Below are 15,413 nucleotides of genomic sequence, written 5' to 3'. Positions count from 1 at the left end.
CGGTGGCCGACGGGCAGGCGCTCATTTGGTGTTGACGCGGCTGAGGTACCGGCCGTCGCGCGGGTCGACCTTGACCTTGTCACCGGTGTTGAGGAACAGCGGCACCTGGATCTCGGCACCGGTCTCCAGGGTGGCCGGCTTGGTGCCGCCGGTGGAGCGGTCGCCCTGCAGGCCCGGGTCGGTGTGCTGGACGACCAGCTCGACCGAGGCGGGCAGCTCGATGTACAGCGGCTCGCCGTCGTGGCGGGCCACCGACACGGTGCTGTTCTCCAGCATGTAGTTCGCCGCGTCGCCGACCACCTCGCGCGAGATGTTGACCTGGTCGTAGGTGTCCGGGTCCATGAAGACGTAGTCGGTGCCGTCGTCGTAGAGGTAGGTCATCTCGCGGCGGTCGACGTTGGCGGTCTCCACCTTCACCCCGGCGTTGAAGGTCTTGTCCACGACCTTGCCGGAGAGCACGTTCTTCAGCGTGGTGCGCACGAAGGCGCCACCCTTGCCGGGCTTGACGTGCTGGAAGTTCACGACGGACCAGAGCTGGCCGTCGATGTTGAGCACCAGTCCGTTCTTCAGGTCGTTCGTGGATGCCACGTGGGGATCTTCTCCTGTGGTGATGGCTTCGGGCGTGTTCCGCCGAATCGAGATTCCGGCGGTGTCGGCGCACTGCAGTGCGTCAGACTGCGACGAGCTCCTTCGTCGTCAAGGTGAGGAGCTCCGGCGTGCTGGGACGCACGACCAGCGTGTCCTCGATGCGGACCCCGCCCCGCCCCGCCAGATAAACGCCAGGCTCGACGGTGACCGCCATCCCGGCGCTGATTCTACCGTCTCCCCGCTGGGACAACGTCGGTGCCTCGTGGATCTCCAGCCCGACGCCGTGCCCGAGGCCGTGCAGGAACTGCTCGCCGTACCCGGCGTCCTCGATCACCTTGCGCGCCGCGGTGTCCACCTCGCGCACGTCGGCGCCGTCCTGCACGGCGGCCCGCCCGGCGGCCTGCGAGGTGCGCACCAGCTCGTAGATCTCGCGCTGCCAGTCGGCGGGCTTGCCCAGCACCACGGTGCGGGTCATGTCCGAGTGGTAGCCGTCGACCAGCGCGCCGAAGTCCATCTTGACGAAGTCGCCGGTGGCCAGCACCGCGTCGGTCGGCCGGTGGTGCGGGACCGCGGAGTTCGCGCCGAAGGCGATGATCGTGTCGAACGACGGCCCGGCGGCGCCGTGGTCCAGCATCCGCGAGTCGAGCTCGCGGGCGACCTCCAGCTCGGTGCGGCCGGCGCGCAGCCCGCCGTGCTCGATCAGATCGGCCAGCGCCCGGTCGGCGGCGGCGCAGGCCATCCGCAGCGCCTCGATCTCGGTCTCGTCCTTGACCAGCCGCAGGTGCTCGACGTGGCCCGGCGCGCGCACCAGCTCGGCCTTGCCCGCGGCCTCGGCCAGCACGTCGCGGCGGTCGACGGTGACGTGCTGGCTCTCGAACCCGACGCGGCGGTGCTCGGCGGCGGCCGAGCCGATCCGGTCGGCCAGCGTCAGATCGCTCGCCCGGTCGATCACCCGCTCCAGGTCCGGGACCTGCTCCTGGGCCTGCGTCAGGTAGCGGCCGTCGGTGCAGAACACCGTCCTCGACTCGGCACCCGGCTCGTCGGCGGCGTGCACCACCAGCGCGGCGTTGGACCCGGTGAAGCCGGTGAGGTAGCGGATGTTGAGCAGATCGGTCACCAGGATCGCGTCCAGTTCCTGCGCGCGCAGGCGGTCGCGGAGGGCTTGCCGTCGGTGGGAGTGCGCTTCGGACATGTTCCGGAGCCTAACCCGCGGACCAGTGCCCGGACCTGGTCAGCTCGGCGGTCGGCGGGAAGCCGCCACAGCCTTGTGCGCAGCACGTTGTCGGTGCTGAGCGATACCGTTCACTTCACAAGCGGCGTGAGCCGCTTGCGCTTTTCGGTGAGCGGGCCATCAACCCGCACCGCCGCGGGTTCTCAGCGTTCGCCTGGCGAGGACAGCCCGTTCGCCGTGTATCGGACATACATCAGAACGCCGATCCCGCAGCCAGGCGGACGCTGAGGTTCCGCCACCCGCACCGCCACGCAAACCAACCACTGGAAGAAGTCGAGGTTCGGGCATGTCGCTGTCGTGGAGCGTGTTGGCGAGTCCGGTCGGGCCGCTGACCGTGGTGGCCGGGGTGTCTGGAGTGCGCCAGATCGCCTTCGCCGGGCCGGAGGAGGTGCTCGGCGAGTACGAGGCGGAGCTGGTGCGCGACACCGGGCTGGCGGCCGAGACCGCCCGGCAGCTCGACGAGTACTTCGCGCGGCGCCGCCGCGAGTTCGACGTGCCGATCGAGTGGGAACCGATGCAGGGCTTGCGGCTGCACGTGCTGCGCACCCTGTTCGAGCTCGTGCCCTTCGGCGAAGCGGTCAGCTACAAGCGGCTGGCCGAGCTCTCGGGACGCCCGGAGGCCTCGCGCGCGGTCGGCACGATCATGGGCAGCAACCCCATCCCGCTGATCGTGCCGTGCCACCGGGTGCTGGCCAGCGGCGGCGGGCTCGGCGGCTTCGGCCCGGGCCTGGAGGCCAAGCGGAAGCTGCTGGTGCTGGAGGGGATCATCGAACCCAGCCTGCTCGAACTCGACCTGCTGGAGTCCTAGCGGACGGCGAGGAACAAGTGGTAGGTCGTCTCGTGCTGGCCGAGCAGCACCGGGATCGCCAGCTCCTCGCAGTTGCCGAAGACCTCGTGCAGCGCGGCCCGCAGCGCGGGCGAGGTGTCGGCCGACCAGATCGCCAGCGTGCCGCCGGAAGTCAGCTTCTCCTTGCCTCGCGCGAGGAATTCGCTGCGGTAGATCGCGGAGTTGGCGTCGTAGACCAGGAAGTCGGGGCCGTTGTCCACGTCGAGCAGCACGACGTCGAAGTGATCAGCCGGCTGGGCGGCGAGCACCTCGGCGACATCGCCGACGTGCCAGCGAACCCGCTCGTCGCGGACCGCGGCGGCGGTGTGCGGCACCAGGCCGTCCTGGTGCCACGTCAGCAGATCCGGCTCGATCTCGACGACGTGCGCTTCCTCCACCCGCGGATCGGCCAGCACCTCGCGCAGCGTGAAACCCAGTCCCAGCCCGCCGATCAGCACCCGCAACCGCACCGCGTCCACGGCGCGCAGCGTGGCGGTGGCGAGTTCCCGTTCGGTTGCGGTGTGCGCGGTGTCCATGACGAACACGCCGTTGACCCGGAGCTCCAGCACGTCGTCCCGGCGCAGCAGCGCGAGCTCGCCACGCTCGGACTCGCCGCGCGCGACTAGTTCTGCCATCGCGGCAACATTAACCAACCCGACGGCGGACGATCGAACCACCTTACGTCCGCCAGTCAGAAAGCTCCGAAGAGCAGCACGTAGGTCGACGCGGCGGAGAGAGCGCCGGTGACGAACAGCGGGAAAAGGTCCCCCAACAGCGCGTCCCACGCGCGGTCGGGGCCGATAGTGGAGGCGGTGAGCCGGGGGTGGAAGCTCCAGTACCGCACGAGGACGGGATCGTTCCCGCGGTGCGCCAGCGACGCGTCTTCCTCGAACTCCAGCACACCGCCGACCTCGGGCGAGAACCGGTAAACGGCCTTCGTCCGAGGATTATCACCGGTGGTTTCCCGGAAGCGGACGAGTCGTCCCTGAGCGCGCTCCCCGTAGCGGAGCAGCAAGATCCGCGATGCGGACCGCGCCAGAAAAGCTGCGAACAAACAGCTGATCGCAATCCACGCCAGGAAAACCACGACCTTCTCCACCCGCCGGAAAATAGCACGTCACGATGCCGAGCTCTCGGAATCCGCATCGCCGCGGCATTCTCGGCGAATGCGCAGACGATCGCCGGTTCCCGTTTTCCGGCAAAAGCGGGAACGTCGGTAGGGATATCCCCCGGTGCGGCGCGCACGCCCGGAACCTCGGGGTTGTCCGGAAATGGCTCGCCCGTTGCTCCGGATCGGGCAGCGGCCGACGGCGTTCCGGCGTATTGGCGGTTGGTGAGGGCGTTCCCACAATTGTTGCGCTCCCGAACCAATTCCGACCGAAGGGACGCGCCGTGCCCAGCAGACGATCCTTCCTCCGCGGTGTTTCCGCCGCCGCCCTCGCCGTGCCCGCCCTCGGCGGCCTGGCCGCCTCCCCCGCTCTCGCGGTGCCCCCGCTGGCCGGTCGCCGCGCGCCGGCGGTCCCGCTGCCGCTGACGATCGTCAACTCCAGCGGTCAGTTCGACAACGCCTCGATCCACGTCTACGTCGTCGGCACCAACCTCGACACCGGCGAGCAGTCCCGGGTCACGCCGGAGGGGCAGCTGGTGCCGGTCTCGGAGTCCGACAACGGCTCCGACGGGTTCGCCGACTACGCCATCCCGCTGCAGGGCAGCGGCGACACCCAGCTGAACCTGCCCAGCATGTCCGGGCGGATCTACTTCGCGCTCGGCGAGAAGCTGAAGTTCAAGGTCGTCGTCGGTGGCGACGGCAAGCCCGCGCTGCAGTACCCGGCGGGCTGGGTGGACAGCGACCCGAACTACGGAATCCTGCACGACACCGTCGAATTCACCCTCAAGGCCGACGGGATGTACTGCAACACCACGATGGTCGACATGTTCAGCGTGCCGCTGTCGATCCACCTGCGGGGCGCCGCGGACCAGACCACCGGCACGGTGCCCGCGGGCGGCCGGGAGCGGATCCTCAGCGGTGTCGCCGAGCACCCCGACTTCGCCGGGCTGCGCCAGGACGACCTGCGGGTGATCGCGCCGGGCCACGGGCTGGACCTCGGCAGGTTCTCCGGCACCTACTACGACTCCTACATCGACGAGGTCTGGTCGAAGTACCAGGGCACCCAGCTGCGGGTGGACACCGACAACGGCAAGGTCTTCACCGGCCAGGTCTCCGGCGACACCTTCAACTTCGACGGCGGCGTGAAGCCCATCGGCAAGCCGTCCACGCGCGACGTGCTGTTCTGCGACGGTGCGCTGGCCGCGCCGAACGACGGCATCACCGGCCCGGTCGCGGCGATCCTCGGCGCCGGCTTCAACCGCTCGATCCTGCTGGACTCGGCCGACCAGCCGGGCACCGATCCGGCGGCCTTCTACCGCCACGACATCACCAACCACTACTCGAAGGTGATGCACGAGAACACCGAGGACGGCAAGGCCTACGGTTTCGCCTTCGACGACGTGGCCGGTTTCGCCTCCTACGTCCAGGACAACGCGCCGACGTCTATCACCGTGACGCTGACACCGTGGTGACCTCCTCCGGCGCGCGGCGCCGGATCGACACGGAGAAGGCCGTCGCCAGCAGGCACAGCAGGCCCGCGCCGTACCAGGCCGCGGCGTAGTCGCCGAACTGGTCGCGCACCACGCCCGCGATGGTGGCGACGGCCGCCGCGCCGACCTGGTGGGAGGCGAAGACCCAGCCGAACACCACCGACGCGCGCGGCCCGAAGTGCTCCCGGCACAGCGCCATGGTCGGCGGCACCGTGGCCACCCAGTCCAGTCCGTAGAACACCACGAACAGCACCATGTTCGCCCCGACCGAGGGCGCGAACAGCTGCGGCAGCACGAACAGCGAGATCCCGCGCAGCGTGTAGTAGACAGCCAGCAGGATCCGCGGGTTGACCTTGTCGGTGAGCCAGCCGGACAGCACGGTGCCCGCCACGTCGAAGACACCGATCACGGCCAGCAGCCCGGCGGCCGTGGTCGTCGGCATGCCGTGATCGTGCGCGGCGGGCACGAAGTGCGTGTTGACCAGCCCGTTCGTGCTCGCCCCGCAGATCGCGAAACCGCCTGCCAGCAGCCAGAAAGCTCGGGTGCGGGCGGCTTCGCGCAGCGCGCGCAGAGCGTTGGCCGCCGGGTTGCCGCCGGCGCGCACCGGTTCCGGCTCGTCGCCGGTCGCGCCGAAGGCGGTGGTCCCGACGTCGGCGGGGCGCTCGCGCATCACCAGCAGCACGAGCAGGGCGACCAGCAGCGCCGTCCCGGCGATGGTCAGCGAGGCGATCCGCCACCCGAACTCGTCGACCAGCACCGCGGCCAGCGGGAGGAACACCAGCTGGCCGGTCGCGCTGCCCGCGGTCAGCACGCCGCTGACCAGCCCGCGCCGCGCCACGAACCACCGGTCGACCACGGTGGAGACGAAGGCCAGCGCCATCGACCCGGTGCCCAGCCCGACCAGCAGCCCCCAGCAGACCACCAGCTGCCAGCTGGCGGTCATGAACACGGTGAGCCCGCTGCCCGCCGCGATCAGCACCAGCGCGAAGACGGTGATCCGGCGGATGCCGAAGCGGTCCATCAGCGCCGCCGCGAACGGCGCGGTCACCCCGTAGAGCAGCAGGTTGAGCGAGACGGCGGCGGAGATGACGCTGTGCGGCCAGCCGAACTCGTCGTGCAGCGGATTCATGAACACGCCGGGCATCGAGCGGAACGCGGCGGAGCCGACCAAGGCGACGAAGGCGACGGCCGCGACCCACCACGCGGGGTGGATGCGCCGCGCGGACGCAGTGCTGATCACCTGACCAGCTTCACCGAAGCGCAGACGCCGAACCAGTGGCCGGAGGGACAAGATGTGAGAAGATCCGGCCACGGCCCCTTGCCTCAACCGGAGTCCTGCGCAACCGCACCTCAGGGGACCGTGATCCAACCCAGCCACAAGAAACCGCGAAACGCGAGTTCAACCCCGAACGCGACCACCACTGAAAATCACGGAGAGGCGGAACAGCGCGCATGGCCACCAGTCCGCACCGGATCGCCGTCCTGGGCCTGCCCGACGTCGTCGGCTTCGACCTCGCGATACCGTCGCAGATCTTCGGCGGCGCCCGCGACGCGGCCGGCGAGCAGCTCTACGCCGTCCAGGTGTGCAGCCTGGACGGCGGGCCGATCTCCACCACCAAGGGCTTCGCCGTCCTGCCCAGCGCCGGGCCGGAGCACCTGCGCTCGCCGGACACGCTGATCATCCCCGGCACCCACCTCGAAGGGCCGCGCACCGACGGCAGCCTGGACCCGGAACTGGCCGACTACCTGGCCGGACTGCCCGCCCGCACCCGGATCATGTCGATCTGCACCGGCGCGTTCGTGCTCGCCGCGGCGGGCATGCTCGACGGCAGGCCGGCCACCACGCACTGGGCGTACGCCGAGGACTTCCGCCGCCTGTACCCGGAGGTCGACCTGGACCCGGACGTGCTGTTCGTCGACGACGGCGACGTGCTCACCTCGGCCGGGGTCGCCGCCGGGATCGACCTGTGCCTGCACGTGATCCGCCGCGACCACGGCAGCGAGGTGGCCAACCGCGCGGCCCGCTCCAGCGTGGTGCCGCCGTGGCGCGAAGGCGGCCAGGCCCAGTACATCGAGCGGCCGGTGCCGGAACCGGACGGCAACGGCACCTCGAACACCCGCGCCTGGCTGCTGCGGAACCTCGCCGAACCGCTGACCCTCGACAAGATCGCCGCGCACGCCGGGACGAGCGTGCGGACCTTCACCCGCCGGTTCCGGGACGAGACCGGTTCCAGCCCGATGGACTGGCTGCTCCGGCAACGCCTGGAGCACGCCCGCCACCTGCTGGAATCCACGGACCTGCCGATCGACGCGGTGGCCGAGCAGGCGGGCCTGAGCACGGCGGCCTCGCTGCGCAAGCACCTGCGCCACCGGCTCGGCACCAGCCCGGCCACCTACCGCCGCACCTTCCGCTCCTGAGGCGCTACGACGAGCTGGCGGCTCGGTTTGACCTGACCTTCATGCCCGCAACCGCGACGAGCAGCAGGTCGTAGCTCGGGAGTTGTCGCGGGCGCATAACCGCCGCCGCAGCCCGCACCGCCGCGGGTTCTCAACGTTCGCCTGGCGAGGAGGCCCGGCCGCGCATTGGTCACACATAGGGCCGGGCACCCGGAGTCCAGGCGGGCACTGAGGTTTCGAAACCCGCACCGCTATGCAAGACGAGACGGGAAGAACCTCACTGCGAGACGCCCGCCTGGATGGTCTGGATGGAGAGCTGGGACTTCTCGGCGTTGGCGCAGCCGTGCTGCTCGTAGTCGAACGGGATGAACAGCGAGGCCGTTTCCTGCGGCGGGTAGATCCGCAGGCCCTTGGCCACCTCCAGGCGGCACTCGGCCGGGTCGTAGTTCTCCACCGTGGTGAACTTGATCACGGCCGAGGCCTTGTCACCGGGCGCCATGTTGACCGCGCCGCCCTTCTTGCCGTCCCGGTACGCGTCCGCACCGATCTGGTGCCCGTCGTCCCCGCCGACGTAGGACACCCCCGGGAAGCCCTGGATGACGCAGTTGTGCGAGCTGGTGTTGGTGAAGATCAGCGGCGTGTAGCGGCCGCCGGTGGCGCCGTCGCTCTGGCCGAAGGACAGCGCGAGGTCGGCGGCCTTGCACAGCGGATCACCGACCGGCCCGTCCGGCGGCGCGGCGACCGTCGACGAGGGCGTCTCGTCCTGCGTCTCGTCGCTCGCCGGCGAATCCACCGCGCTGCCACCGGAATCGTCCTGGAGGGCCGGGGGCTGGGCGTTGTTCACCGTGCTCTGCTCGCCGGATCCGCCAGGGCTGCACGCGGTCAGCCCGACCGCCAGCGCCGCCGCCGCGACCGCGAGGAACTTCGCCCGATTCATCTGTCTCACCTTTCCTTGCCCCCGTCTTGCCGTTCAGTGGACGTTCGGCACGAGGAAAGGTTGCGACCAAAACTTCTCAACCACCGACCGAAACCGCACACACCGCCCAAACAGGGCAAAACGTCACTGTCCGAAACCGCCCCAGGCCCCCGACACACCGGGGTACGTCGGGCGACTGCGCGATTTCAATGGAAATCAGACGTCAAATTTCAATTGAAATCGGACGTCAAATTTCAATTGAAATTGCACCCAGGGCGACGGGGGAAGGCTCAGCGGCGGAGGTCGCCGCCTCGCGGGCGGGAGTCCCACTCCGACTGCGAGACGTCGGTGACCGGAGATCCGTTGGCCGCCGCCACCTCGGGCGCGACCGTCCACAGTCGACCTTCGTCGTCCAGCAGCGCGACCTCGCCGCTCGGCGCGCGCAACGCCTCGGCCCCGGTCCCGATGGTGCCCACCACCGGCAGTCCGTCCACTGCGGACACCCGCTGGTCGAGAACACCGGCGACCAGCAGCTCCGCCACCGAACGGCGCTCCACCCGGATCCGCTGCCCGTCGTGCAGCACGTCGACGGTGCGCGCGGGCGACGGCACCGCGAAGCCGTCGAGCACCACCGCCGCCTGCTCCGGCGTGGCGCAGCCGTCGAAACCGGTGACGTCGATGCCGAAGTGGCGGATGTCGGTCGGCGCGGGCAGCAGCGCGGTGGCCCGCAGGACGTCCAGCGGGACCGTGCCGCACGGGTCCGAAGTGGACACCGGAGCGGTGCCGTCGAGGCGGCGCACCAGACCCGGGCCCTCCTGCCACGGACCGGAAATCAGCACCGGCGGGTAGGGGTGCGAGGTGAACTCGCGGTCCCAGAAGGTGACCGACGTGCCGTCCGCGGTCTGGTGGGCGATCGCGAACGCGTCCAGCGCGGGCACCCACATCCAGTCCGCGCTGAAGGCGTCCACCACCGAACGGGCCCGCGCGCCACCGGCAGGCCGGAACCCCTCCCCGGTCAACGCCTCCACCTGCGAGCGGAACTCCGCATCGCGCGCCCGGAGCACGAACTGCCCGGCGCCGTTCCAGCCCGCCCCGGAGGCCGTGGTGTCGGTGAACATCAGGTAGAACCAGCCCTCCAGGTACAGCGCGGAGGGCTGCCCGGCACCGTAGGCGTTCTCCCGGTGCACCTCGCCGGACGGCCGGACGATCGGCGCGCCGTCGGCCTCCCGCCGCCAGGACCGCCCGTCGGCGCTGCTGGCCACGCCGATGGAATTGCCGTGCGCGTGATCGTCGCCCGCCGCACCGGTGTAGTACAGGTAGTAGCGATCGGCCACCTTCAGCACGGACGGATCGCAGGTGTGCATGCCGTCGAAACCGCCCGGCTGCCCGGAGAAGACCGGCACCGCGGGCGCCCCGCCGGAATCGGTGAACGGACCGGCTGGACTGCCCGAAGCGGCGTGCAGGACGTCGTCACCGGGCGGGCCGATCCCCGGCAGCTGGCTGCACCACCACACCCGGTACTGCCCGCCGTCGGCCAGCACGGTCGGCCCGTAGTTGTACGGCGCGGGCATGCCGCCGGAGACCACCACGCCGCCGCCGGCGCGCTCACCACCGACCTCCAGGTCGATGGGCAACCGGCCCGGCTGGGCCCGCGATTCAACGCTCGGCTGAGCACCGGACGTGCCCGACACCGGCGTGCAACCGGCCAGCAGCGGCACGCAGAGCAGTCCGGCCGCCCAGCGCCACGATCCCCGCACCACGCCCTCCCCCGGAACCGGGCGCGCCTACGCGCTCGCGTGCTCGGCCAGCCAGCGGATCGCCAGCGGGTAGCCCGCGACGCCGAGACCGGCCACCACCGCGGTGGAGATGTCCGACAGGTAGCTGGTGTGCCGGAACTCCTCGCGCTTGTGCACGTTGGAGATGTGCAGCTCGATCAGGTCGGCGTCCAGCTGCGCCGCCGCGTCGCGCACCGCGATCGAGTAGTGCGTCCAGGCACCGGCGTTGAGCACCACCGGCCACCGCTCGTCGGCGGCCTCGTGCAGCCACTGCACCATTTCGCCCTCGTGGTCGGTCTGGCGCACCTCGACCTCGACGCCGAGCTCCTCACCCGCGCGCTCGCACATCGCGACCAGATCGGCGTAGGTGGTGCTGCCGTAGACCGACGGCTCCCGCTTGCCCAGCCGCCCGAGGTTCGGGCCGTTGAGCACCAGCACCTTCACAGCAGGATCCCCGTGGACTTGGCCTCGCCACCGGTCACCGCGGAGTAGGCGGCGGCGATCAGCGACGGATCCGGGCCCTCCAGCCGACCGGGCTTGGCCAGCCCGTCGAGCACCACGAACCGCAGCACGCCCGCGCGGTTCTTCTTGTCCACCTTCATGCCTTCCAGCAGCTGGCCGAGCGCGTCCGGGTCGTAGCTGGTGGGCAGGCCCAGCATGTCCAGCACCCGCTTGTGCCGGTCGGCGGTCTCGTCGTCGAGCCGGCCGGCCAGCCGCGCCAGCTCGGCGGCGAAGACCAGGCCGACGCTGACCGCGGCGCCGTGCCGCCACCGGTAGCGCTCGCGCCGCTCGATGGCGTGCGCCAGGGTGTGCCCGTAGTTGAGCACCTCCCGCAGGTGCGATTCCTTCAGGTCCGCGGCGACCACGTCGGCCTTGACCTGGATCGACCGGCGCACCAGCTCGCCCAGCACCTCGCCTGCCGGATCGGTGGCGGCCTCCGCGTCGGCCTCGATCAGCCGCAGGATCTCCGGGTCGGCGATGAACCCGGCCTTGACGATCTCGGCCATGCCCGCGATCAGCTCGTTGCGCGGCAGGCCCTCCAGCGTCGCCAGGTCGGCGAGCACCAGGCTCGGCTCGTGGAAGAGCCCGACGAGATTCTTGCCGGCGTCGGTGTTGATGCCGGTCTTGCCGCCGACCGCGGCGTCGACCATGCCCAGCAGCGTGGTCGGCACGTGCACCACGCGCACCCCGCGCATCCAGGTGCCCGCCACGAACCCGGCCACGTCGGTGACCGCACCGCCGCCGAAGGACACGACCACACCGCCGCGGTCCATGCCGATCTTGCCGAGCACTCCCCAGCAGAACCCGGCGACCTGCAGGCTCTTGCCGTCCTCGGCGTCGGGGATCTCCACCCGGTGGGCGTCCACCCCGGCCTCGGTCAGCTCCTCGCGCACGGCCTCGACGGTCGCGGTGATGGTGGGCTGGTGCACGAGCGCCACCGACGATGCGTCGCGCAGGTAGTCGACGAGTTCGCCGAGCAGCCCCCGGCCGACCACCACGTCGTAGGGCTGCTGCCCGGCAACCCTGATCCGCACCGGTTCGGTCATCATCGTCCCTTCGGTGAAGGCGGTTCTGGACAAAGAGAGTACGCAAAGCCGTCCGCGCGGCGGGGCGAACAGCGTCAGGTGCGCGCGGACAGCGCAGCCACGACCTGCGCCACGACCTCATCGGGTGCGACGTGGTCGGTGGCGATCTCGACCGCGGCCACCGAGCGGTAGATCGGCACCCGGGCGTCGAGCAGCGCCTTGAAGGTGGCGCGCGGGTTCACCCCGGCCAGCAGCGGCCGCGCGGTGGACAGCCCGACGCGCTTGGCGCCTTCGGCGAGCCCGACCGACAGGAACACCACCTGGTGCCCGGCCAGCAGTTCGCGGGTGCGCTCGGAGAGCACCGCACCGCCGCCCAGCGCCAGCACCCCGTCGTGCTCCCGCAGCGCGGTCTCGACGGCGGCTTCCTCCATCGCCCGGAACGCGGGCTCGCCGTCGCTGGCGAAGATGTCGGCGATGGCCCGGCCGCTGGTGCGCACCACGTCCTCGTCGGTGTCGCGGAAGTCGACCTCCAGCTGCTGCGCCAGCAACCGGCCGATCGTCGTCTTGCCCGCGCCCGGCGGGCCGACCACCACTGCCCGTGGCGCCATCACCGCGCCTGCCGCTTCTCGGCGCGCTCGCGCAGAGCGGTCAGGTAGCCCTCGACGTTGCGCCGGGTCTCCGGCAGCGAGTCGCCGCCGAACTTCTCCAGCGCGGCCTCGGCCAGCACCAGCGCGACCATCGTCTCGGCGACCACCGCCGCGCGCGGCACCGCGGTGATGTCCGAGCGCTGGTGCATCGCCTGCGCCGGCTCACCGGTCACCACGTCCACAGTGGCCAGTGCGCGGGGCAGGCTGGAGATCGGCTTCTTGGCGGCGCGCACGATCAGCGGCTCGCCGTTGGTGATGCCGCCCTCCAGGCCACCGGCCCGGTTGCTGCCGCGGTGCACCCACTTCGCGCCCTCGTCGGGGTAGATCTCGTCGTGCGCGGCGCTGCCCCGGCGGCGCGCGTTGGCGAAGCCCTCGCCGATCTCCACGCCCTTGATCGCCTGGATGCTCATCAGCGCACCGGCCAGCCGGGCGTCGAGCTTGCGGTCCCAGTGCACGTGCGAGCCGATGCCCGGCGGCAGCCCGTAGGCGATGACCTCGACCACGCCGCCGAGCGTGTCGCCGTCCTTCTTGGCCGCGTCGACCTCGGCCATCATCCGCTCGGTCGCGGCGTCGCCGAAGGCCCGCACCGGGTTCTCGTCGATCGCGGCCAGGTCGTCCGGGCCGGGCAGCACGTCGTGCTCGGCGTCCACGCCGCCCAGGCTGATCACGTGGCTGACGATCTCCACACCGAGCAGCTGCTTCAAGAACTGGCGGGCCACCGTGCCGACGGCGACGCGGGCCGCGGTCTCGCGGGCGCTGGCGCGCTCCAGCACCGGGCGGGCCTCGTCGAAGCCGTACTTCTGCATCCCGGCGAGGTCGGCGTGACCGGGCCGCGGGCGGGTCAGCGGCGCGTTGCGGGCCAGCGAGGCCAGCACGTCCTCGTCGACCGGGTCGGCGGCCATCACCTGCTCCCACTTGGGCCACTCGGTGTTGCCGATGCGGACCGCGATCGGGCCGCCCTGGGTGCGCCCGTGGCGGACACCGCCGATGATCTCCAGCTCGTCGGCCTCGAAGTTCATCCGCGGGCTCCGGCCGAACCCCAGCTTGCGGCGCTCCAACTGGGTCGCGATGTCGGTCGAGGTCACCTCGACTCCGGCCACCATGCCTTCCAACACCGCCACCAGGGCGGGGCCATGCGATTCTCCAGCGGTCATCCAGCGCAGCACACCTGTAGATCCTGCCACGTTCGGTCGCCGGTGAACCCGGCCGGGTGCCCAGTTCACGGCCACGGCGCGAACGCGGTGACCAGCCACGCGGGAACGAGCGCGGCCGGCCCGTGCGGAATCGCCCCGCGCCCCCACCGCGAAGCCGCGACCAGCGTGCCGAGCGCCGCCGCGGCGATCACGGCCAGCACCGCCCCGACGGACACCGCGCCCACCACCAGCCCCAAGCTCCCCGCCAGCTTCACATCGCCCGGCCCCATCGCCGCCGGCTGCACCACCCGCACCAGCAGGTAGACCCCGCCGAAGAGCAACCCGCCCCCGATCGCCCCGGCCCACACCCCGGGCTGATGCACCGACGCAACGCCGACCAGCAACAACGCCACCGGGTAGGCGGGCAACGTGAACACATCCGGCAGCCGGTAAGCGCGGATGTCGCACACCGAGAGCAGCACGCCGCCCCACCCGACCACGAGCGGAACGCCCGCCCACCACCACGGCATCCCACCGGCGACCCGCACCGCCACCACGGCCCACAGAACTCCGACGCCCACCTCGCACCACCACCGAGGCGCCACCACACCCCGCCGAGCAGCCCCGAGCACCAACCGCCCGAACCACCCGGCGCCGAACCCGACAACGCCGCCGAAGATCCCGATCACCACGACCATGCGGCCACGATCACCCCGCGGCCCACCACACCCCGGCACCACAACCCCGAAACCCCGCATGTCGGGACCCCACCGAGCGGGGCGCGGCGCCGATTTCGCACGAATTGACCATCAGCTGGGTGAACGTCAACTTCTGGGCGAAATTGACCACCACCCCGCTCCGACCTGGGGTGATGACGACGAAGGGCACCGCCTACCGGGTGATGCCGGTCGGCGGTGCCCTTCGTGCTTTGCCCCGATCGGGGAGTCTTCAGGCGGAGACCGTGAAGAGGACGTCGCCGGTGGCGACCTGGCCGTCCTCGCGGACGTCCGCCAGCGCCTCGGGCGCCACCTCCAGCGCGATCACCGGGCAGATCGACGAGTAGCCGTGCGACTCCACCTCGGACGGGTCCCAGCTGACGATGCGCTGGCCCGCCTCGACCACGTCGCCCTTGGCCACGTGCAGCTCGAAGCCCTCGCCCTTGAGCTTGACCGTGTCGATGCCCAGGTGCACCAGGACCGCGGTGCCACCGGACGAAGCGATCACGAACGCGTGCGGGTGCAGCGTCATCACCGTGCCCGCGATCGGCGCGACCGCGTCGGCCCGCCCGCCGGACGGCTTGATCGCCATCCCCGGCCCGACCATGGCCTGCGAGAACACCGGGTCCGGCACCTCGCCGAGCGCGGCGGCCAGGCCGGCCACCGGGCTGCCGACCTCGACGCTCACCGCAGGTCCTCGATGTCCTCGGCCAGGGTGTCGGCCTCCGGGCCCACCACGACCTGCACGACCGTGCCCTGCTTCATGACGCCGTGCGCGCCGGCCGCCTTCAGCGCCGCCTCGTCGATCAACGAGCCGTCCTCGACCTCGCAGCGAAGCCGCGTGATGCACGGCTCGATCTCCACCACGTTGTCCCCGCCGCCGAGCGCGGCCAGGATCGCCGCGGCCTTGTCCTGAGCCACCGCGTGCTCCCTTCCTCCCGTACCAACGACGCGGAGCGACCGCGTCGCGACGATCTTGCGCCACTCGGTGTCGATGCGGCAACGAAATCGAAGCCGCCTTGACACCCGATCGCATGACGGCGCATTGTTCGCAACCGAC

General features: G+C 71.0%; 17 protein-coding genes. 3 read left to right on the top strand and 14 right to left on the bottom strand.

Annotated features, from left to right (window positions below):
* Nucleotides 1-21: 21 nt before the first annotated feature.
* Together efp and ATL45_RS24495 are read right to left on the bottom strand one after the other, a co-directional pair.
* Entirely contained in the window at nucleotides 22-588 is a 567-nt protein-coding gene (efp, locus tag ATL45_RS24500; RefSeq protein ID WP_093154092.1) for an elongation factor P, read from the bottom strand.
* A gap of 82 nt (nucleotides 589-670) precedes the next feature.
* Nucleotides 671-1,780 (bottom strand): M24 family metallopeptidase, encoded by a 1,110-nt coding sequence (locus tag ATL45_RS24495; protein ID WP_093154090.1) that lies wholly within the window; start codon nucleotides 1,778-1,780, stop codon nucleotides 671-673.
* 325 nt (nucleotides 1,781-2,105) lie between these two features.
* On the opposite strand from ATL45_RS24495, the gene ATL45_RS24490 reads away from it, so the two are divergent.
* Nucleotides 2,106-2,627, top strand: a complete 522-nt coding sequence (locus tag ATL45_RS24490) for a methylated-DNA--[protein]-cysteine S-methyltransferase (protein WP_093154087.1) — start codon at nucleotides 2,106-2,108, stop codon at nucleotides 2,625-2,627.
* Here the strand turns inward: ATL45_RS24490 and ATL45_RS24485 are convergent.
* Nucleotides 2,624-3,280 (bottom strand): spermine/spermidine synthase domain-containing protein, encoded by a 657-nt coding sequence (locus tag ATL45_RS24485; protein ID WP_093154085.1) that lies wholly within the window; start codon nucleotides 3,278-3,280, stop codon nucleotides 2,624-2,626. The two genes, ATL45_RS24490 and ATL45_RS24485, sit on opposite strands and share 4 nt — an antisense overlap.
* Nucleotides 3,281-3,336: 56 nt before the next feature.
* The gene (locus ATL45_RS24480; RefSeq protein WP_093154082.1) at nucleotides 3,337-3,744 is read right to left on the bottom strand and encodes a hypothetical protein; all 408 of its coding nucleotides are present in this window, start codon (nucleotides 3,742-3,744) and stop codon (nucleotides 3,337-3,339) included.
* Between the two features lie 293 nt (nucleotides 3,745-4,037).
* On the opposite strand from ATL45_RS24480, the gene ATL45_RS24475 reads away from it, so the two are divergent.
* Nucleotides 4,038-5,225, top strand: coding sequence for a beta-1,3-glucanase family protein (locus tag ATL45_RS24475; protein ID WP_093154080.1), 1,188 nt, complete (start codon nucleotides 4,038-4,040; stop codon nucleotides 5,223-5,225).
* On the opposite strand, the gene ATL45_RS24470 is transcribed toward ATL45_RS24475, so the two are convergent.
* Complete coding sequence (locus ATL45_RS24470) at nucleotides 5,200-6,483, bottom strand: MFS transporter (protein WP_246025518.1); 1,284 nt, start codon at nucleotides 6,481-6,483, stop codon at nucleotides 5,200-5,202. The genes ATL45_RS24475 and ATL45_RS24470 overlap by 26 nt on opposite strands.
* A gap of 212 nt (nucleotides 6,484-6,695) precedes the next feature.
* Between ATL45_RS24470 and ATL45_RS24465 the strand changes: the two genes are divergently transcribed.
* Nucleotides 6,696-7,661, top strand: coding sequence for a GlxA family transcriptional regulator (locus ATL45_RS24465; RefSeq protein WP_093154075.1), 966 nt, complete (start codon nucleotides 6,696-6,698; stop codon nucleotides 7,659-7,661).
* 256 nt (nucleotides 7,662-7,917) lie between these two features.
* Here the strand turns inward: ATL45_RS24465 and ATL45_RS24460 are convergent, their stop codons facing one another.
* The 9 genes from ATL45_RS24460 to ATL45_RS24420 all read right to left on the bottom strand — a co-directional run bounded on the left by ATL45_RS24460 (nucleotide 7,918) and on the right by ATL45_RS24420 (nucleotide 15,274).
* Complete coding sequence (locus ATL45_RS24460) at nucleotides 7,918-8,577, bottom strand: DUF4232 domain-containing protein (protein ID WP_093154072.1); 660 nt, start codon at nucleotides 8,575-8,577, stop codon at nucleotides 7,918-7,920.
* A gap of 269 nt (nucleotides 8,578-8,846) precedes the next feature.
* The gene (locus tag ATL45_RS24455; RefSeq protein ID WP_439332501.1) at nucleotides 8,847-10,127 is read right to left on the bottom strand and encodes a glycoside hydrolase family protein; all 1,281 of its coding nucleotides are present in this window, start codon (nucleotides 10,125-10,127) and stop codon (nucleotides 8,847-8,849) included.
* A 213-nt stretch (nucleotides 10,128-10,340) separates the two neighbouring features.
* Complete coding sequence (gene aroQ, locus ATL45_RS24450; protein ID WP_093154070.1) at nucleotides 10,341-10,775, bottom strand: type II 3-dehydroquinate dehydratase; 435 nt, start codon at nucleotides 10,773-10,775, stop codon at nucleotides 10,341-10,343.
* A complete protein-coding gene (gene aroB, locus ATL45_RS24445) occupies nucleotides 10,772-11,878 on the bottom strand; it encodes a 3-dehydroquinate synthase (protein WP_093154354.1) in 1,107 nt (368 codons plus the stop codon). The genes aroQ and aroB overlap by 4 nt, the downstream gene beginning before the upstream one ends.
* A gap of 74 nt (nucleotides 11,879-11,952) precedes the next feature.
* Nucleotides 11,953-12,465: a shikimate kinase gene (locus ATL45_RS24440; RefSeq protein WP_093154067.1), complete on the bottom strand. Its 513-nt coding sequence runs from the start codon at nucleotides 12,463-12,465 to the stop codon at nucleotides 11,953-11,955.
* Nucleotides 12,465-13,670, bottom strand: a complete 1,206-nt coding sequence (gene aroC, locus ATL45_RS24435; RefSeq protein ID WP_093154065.1) for a chorismate synthase — start codon at nucleotides 13,668-13,670, stop codon at nucleotides 12,465-12,467. Before aroC ends, ATL45_RS24440 begins: the two co-directional genes overlap by 1 nt.
* A gap of 53 nt (nucleotides 13,671-13,723) precedes the next feature.
* Nucleotides 13,724-14,335 carry a prepilin peptidase gene (locus ATL45_RS24430; protein WP_093154062.1) on the bottom strand — a complete coding sequence of 204 codons (612 nt, stop codon included), beginning with the start codon at nucleotides 14,333-14,335 and terminating at the stop codon, nucleotides 13,724-13,726.
* Nucleotides 14,336-14,585: 250 nt separating this feature from the next.
* Nucleotides 14,586-15,041 carry a PTS sugar transporter subunit IIA gene (locus ATL45_RS24425; protein WP_093154060.1) on the bottom strand — a complete coding sequence of 152 codons (456 nt, stop codon included), beginning with the start codon at nucleotides 15,039-15,041 and terminating at the stop codon, nucleotides 14,586-14,588.
* Nucleotides 15,038-15,274 (bottom strand): PTS sugar transporter subunit IIB, encoded by a 237-nt coding sequence (locus ATL45_RS24420; RefSeq protein ID WP_093154057.1) that lies wholly within the window; start codon nucleotides 15,272-15,274, stop codon nucleotides 15,038-15,040. Before ATL45_RS24420 ends, ATL45_RS24425 begins: the two co-directional genes overlap by 4 nt.
* Nucleotides 15,275-15,413 lie beyond the last annotated feature (139 nt).

This window comes from Saccharopolyspora antimicrobica (genome assembly GCF_003635025.1).
Classification (GTDB): Bacteria; Actinomycetota; Actinomycetes; order Mycobacteriales; family Pseudonocardiaceae; genus Saccharopolyspora; species Saccharopolyspora antimicrobica.
This window is presented reverse-complemented; position numbering and strand designations above follow the sequence as displayed.

Coding starts and splice junctions, on each gene's coding strand:
- ATL45_RS24495 (WP_093154090.1), bottom strand. CDS start 1,780: ATGTCCGAAGCGCACTCCCACCGACGGCAAGCCCTCCGCGACCGCCTG.
- ATL45_RS24490 (WP_093154087.1), top strand. CDS start 2,106: ATGTCGCTGTCGTGGAGCGTGTTGGCGAGTCCGGTCGGGCCGCTGACC.
- ATL45_RS24485 (WP_093154085.1), bottom strand. CDS start 3,280: ATGGCAGAACTAGTCGCGCGCGGCGAGTCCGAGCGTGGCGAGCTCGCG.
- ATL45_RS24465 (WP_093154075.1), top strand. CDS start 6,696: ATGGCCACCAGTCCGCACCGGATCGCCGTCCTGGGCCTGCCCGACGTC.
- ATL45_RS24460 (WP_093154072.1), bottom strand. CDS start 8,577: ATGAATCGGGCGAAGTTCCTCGCGGTCGCGGCGGCGGCGCTGGCGGTC.
- ATL45_RS24455 (WP_439332501.1), bottom strand. CDS start 10,127: ATGCCCGCGCCGTACAACTACGGGCCGACCGTGCTGGCCGACGGCGGG.
- aroB (WP_093154354.1), bottom strand. CDS start 11,878: ATGACCGAACCGGTGCGGATCAGGGTTGCCGGGCAGCAGCCCTACGAC.
- ATL45_RS24440 (WP_093154067.1), bottom strand. CDS start 12,465: ATGGCGCCACGGGCAGTGGTGGTCGGCCCGCCGGGCGCGGGCAAGACG.
- ATL45_RS24430 (WP_093154062.1), bottom strand. CDS start 14,335: ATGGTCGTGGTGATCGGGATCTTCGGCGGCGTTGTCGGGTTCGGCGCC.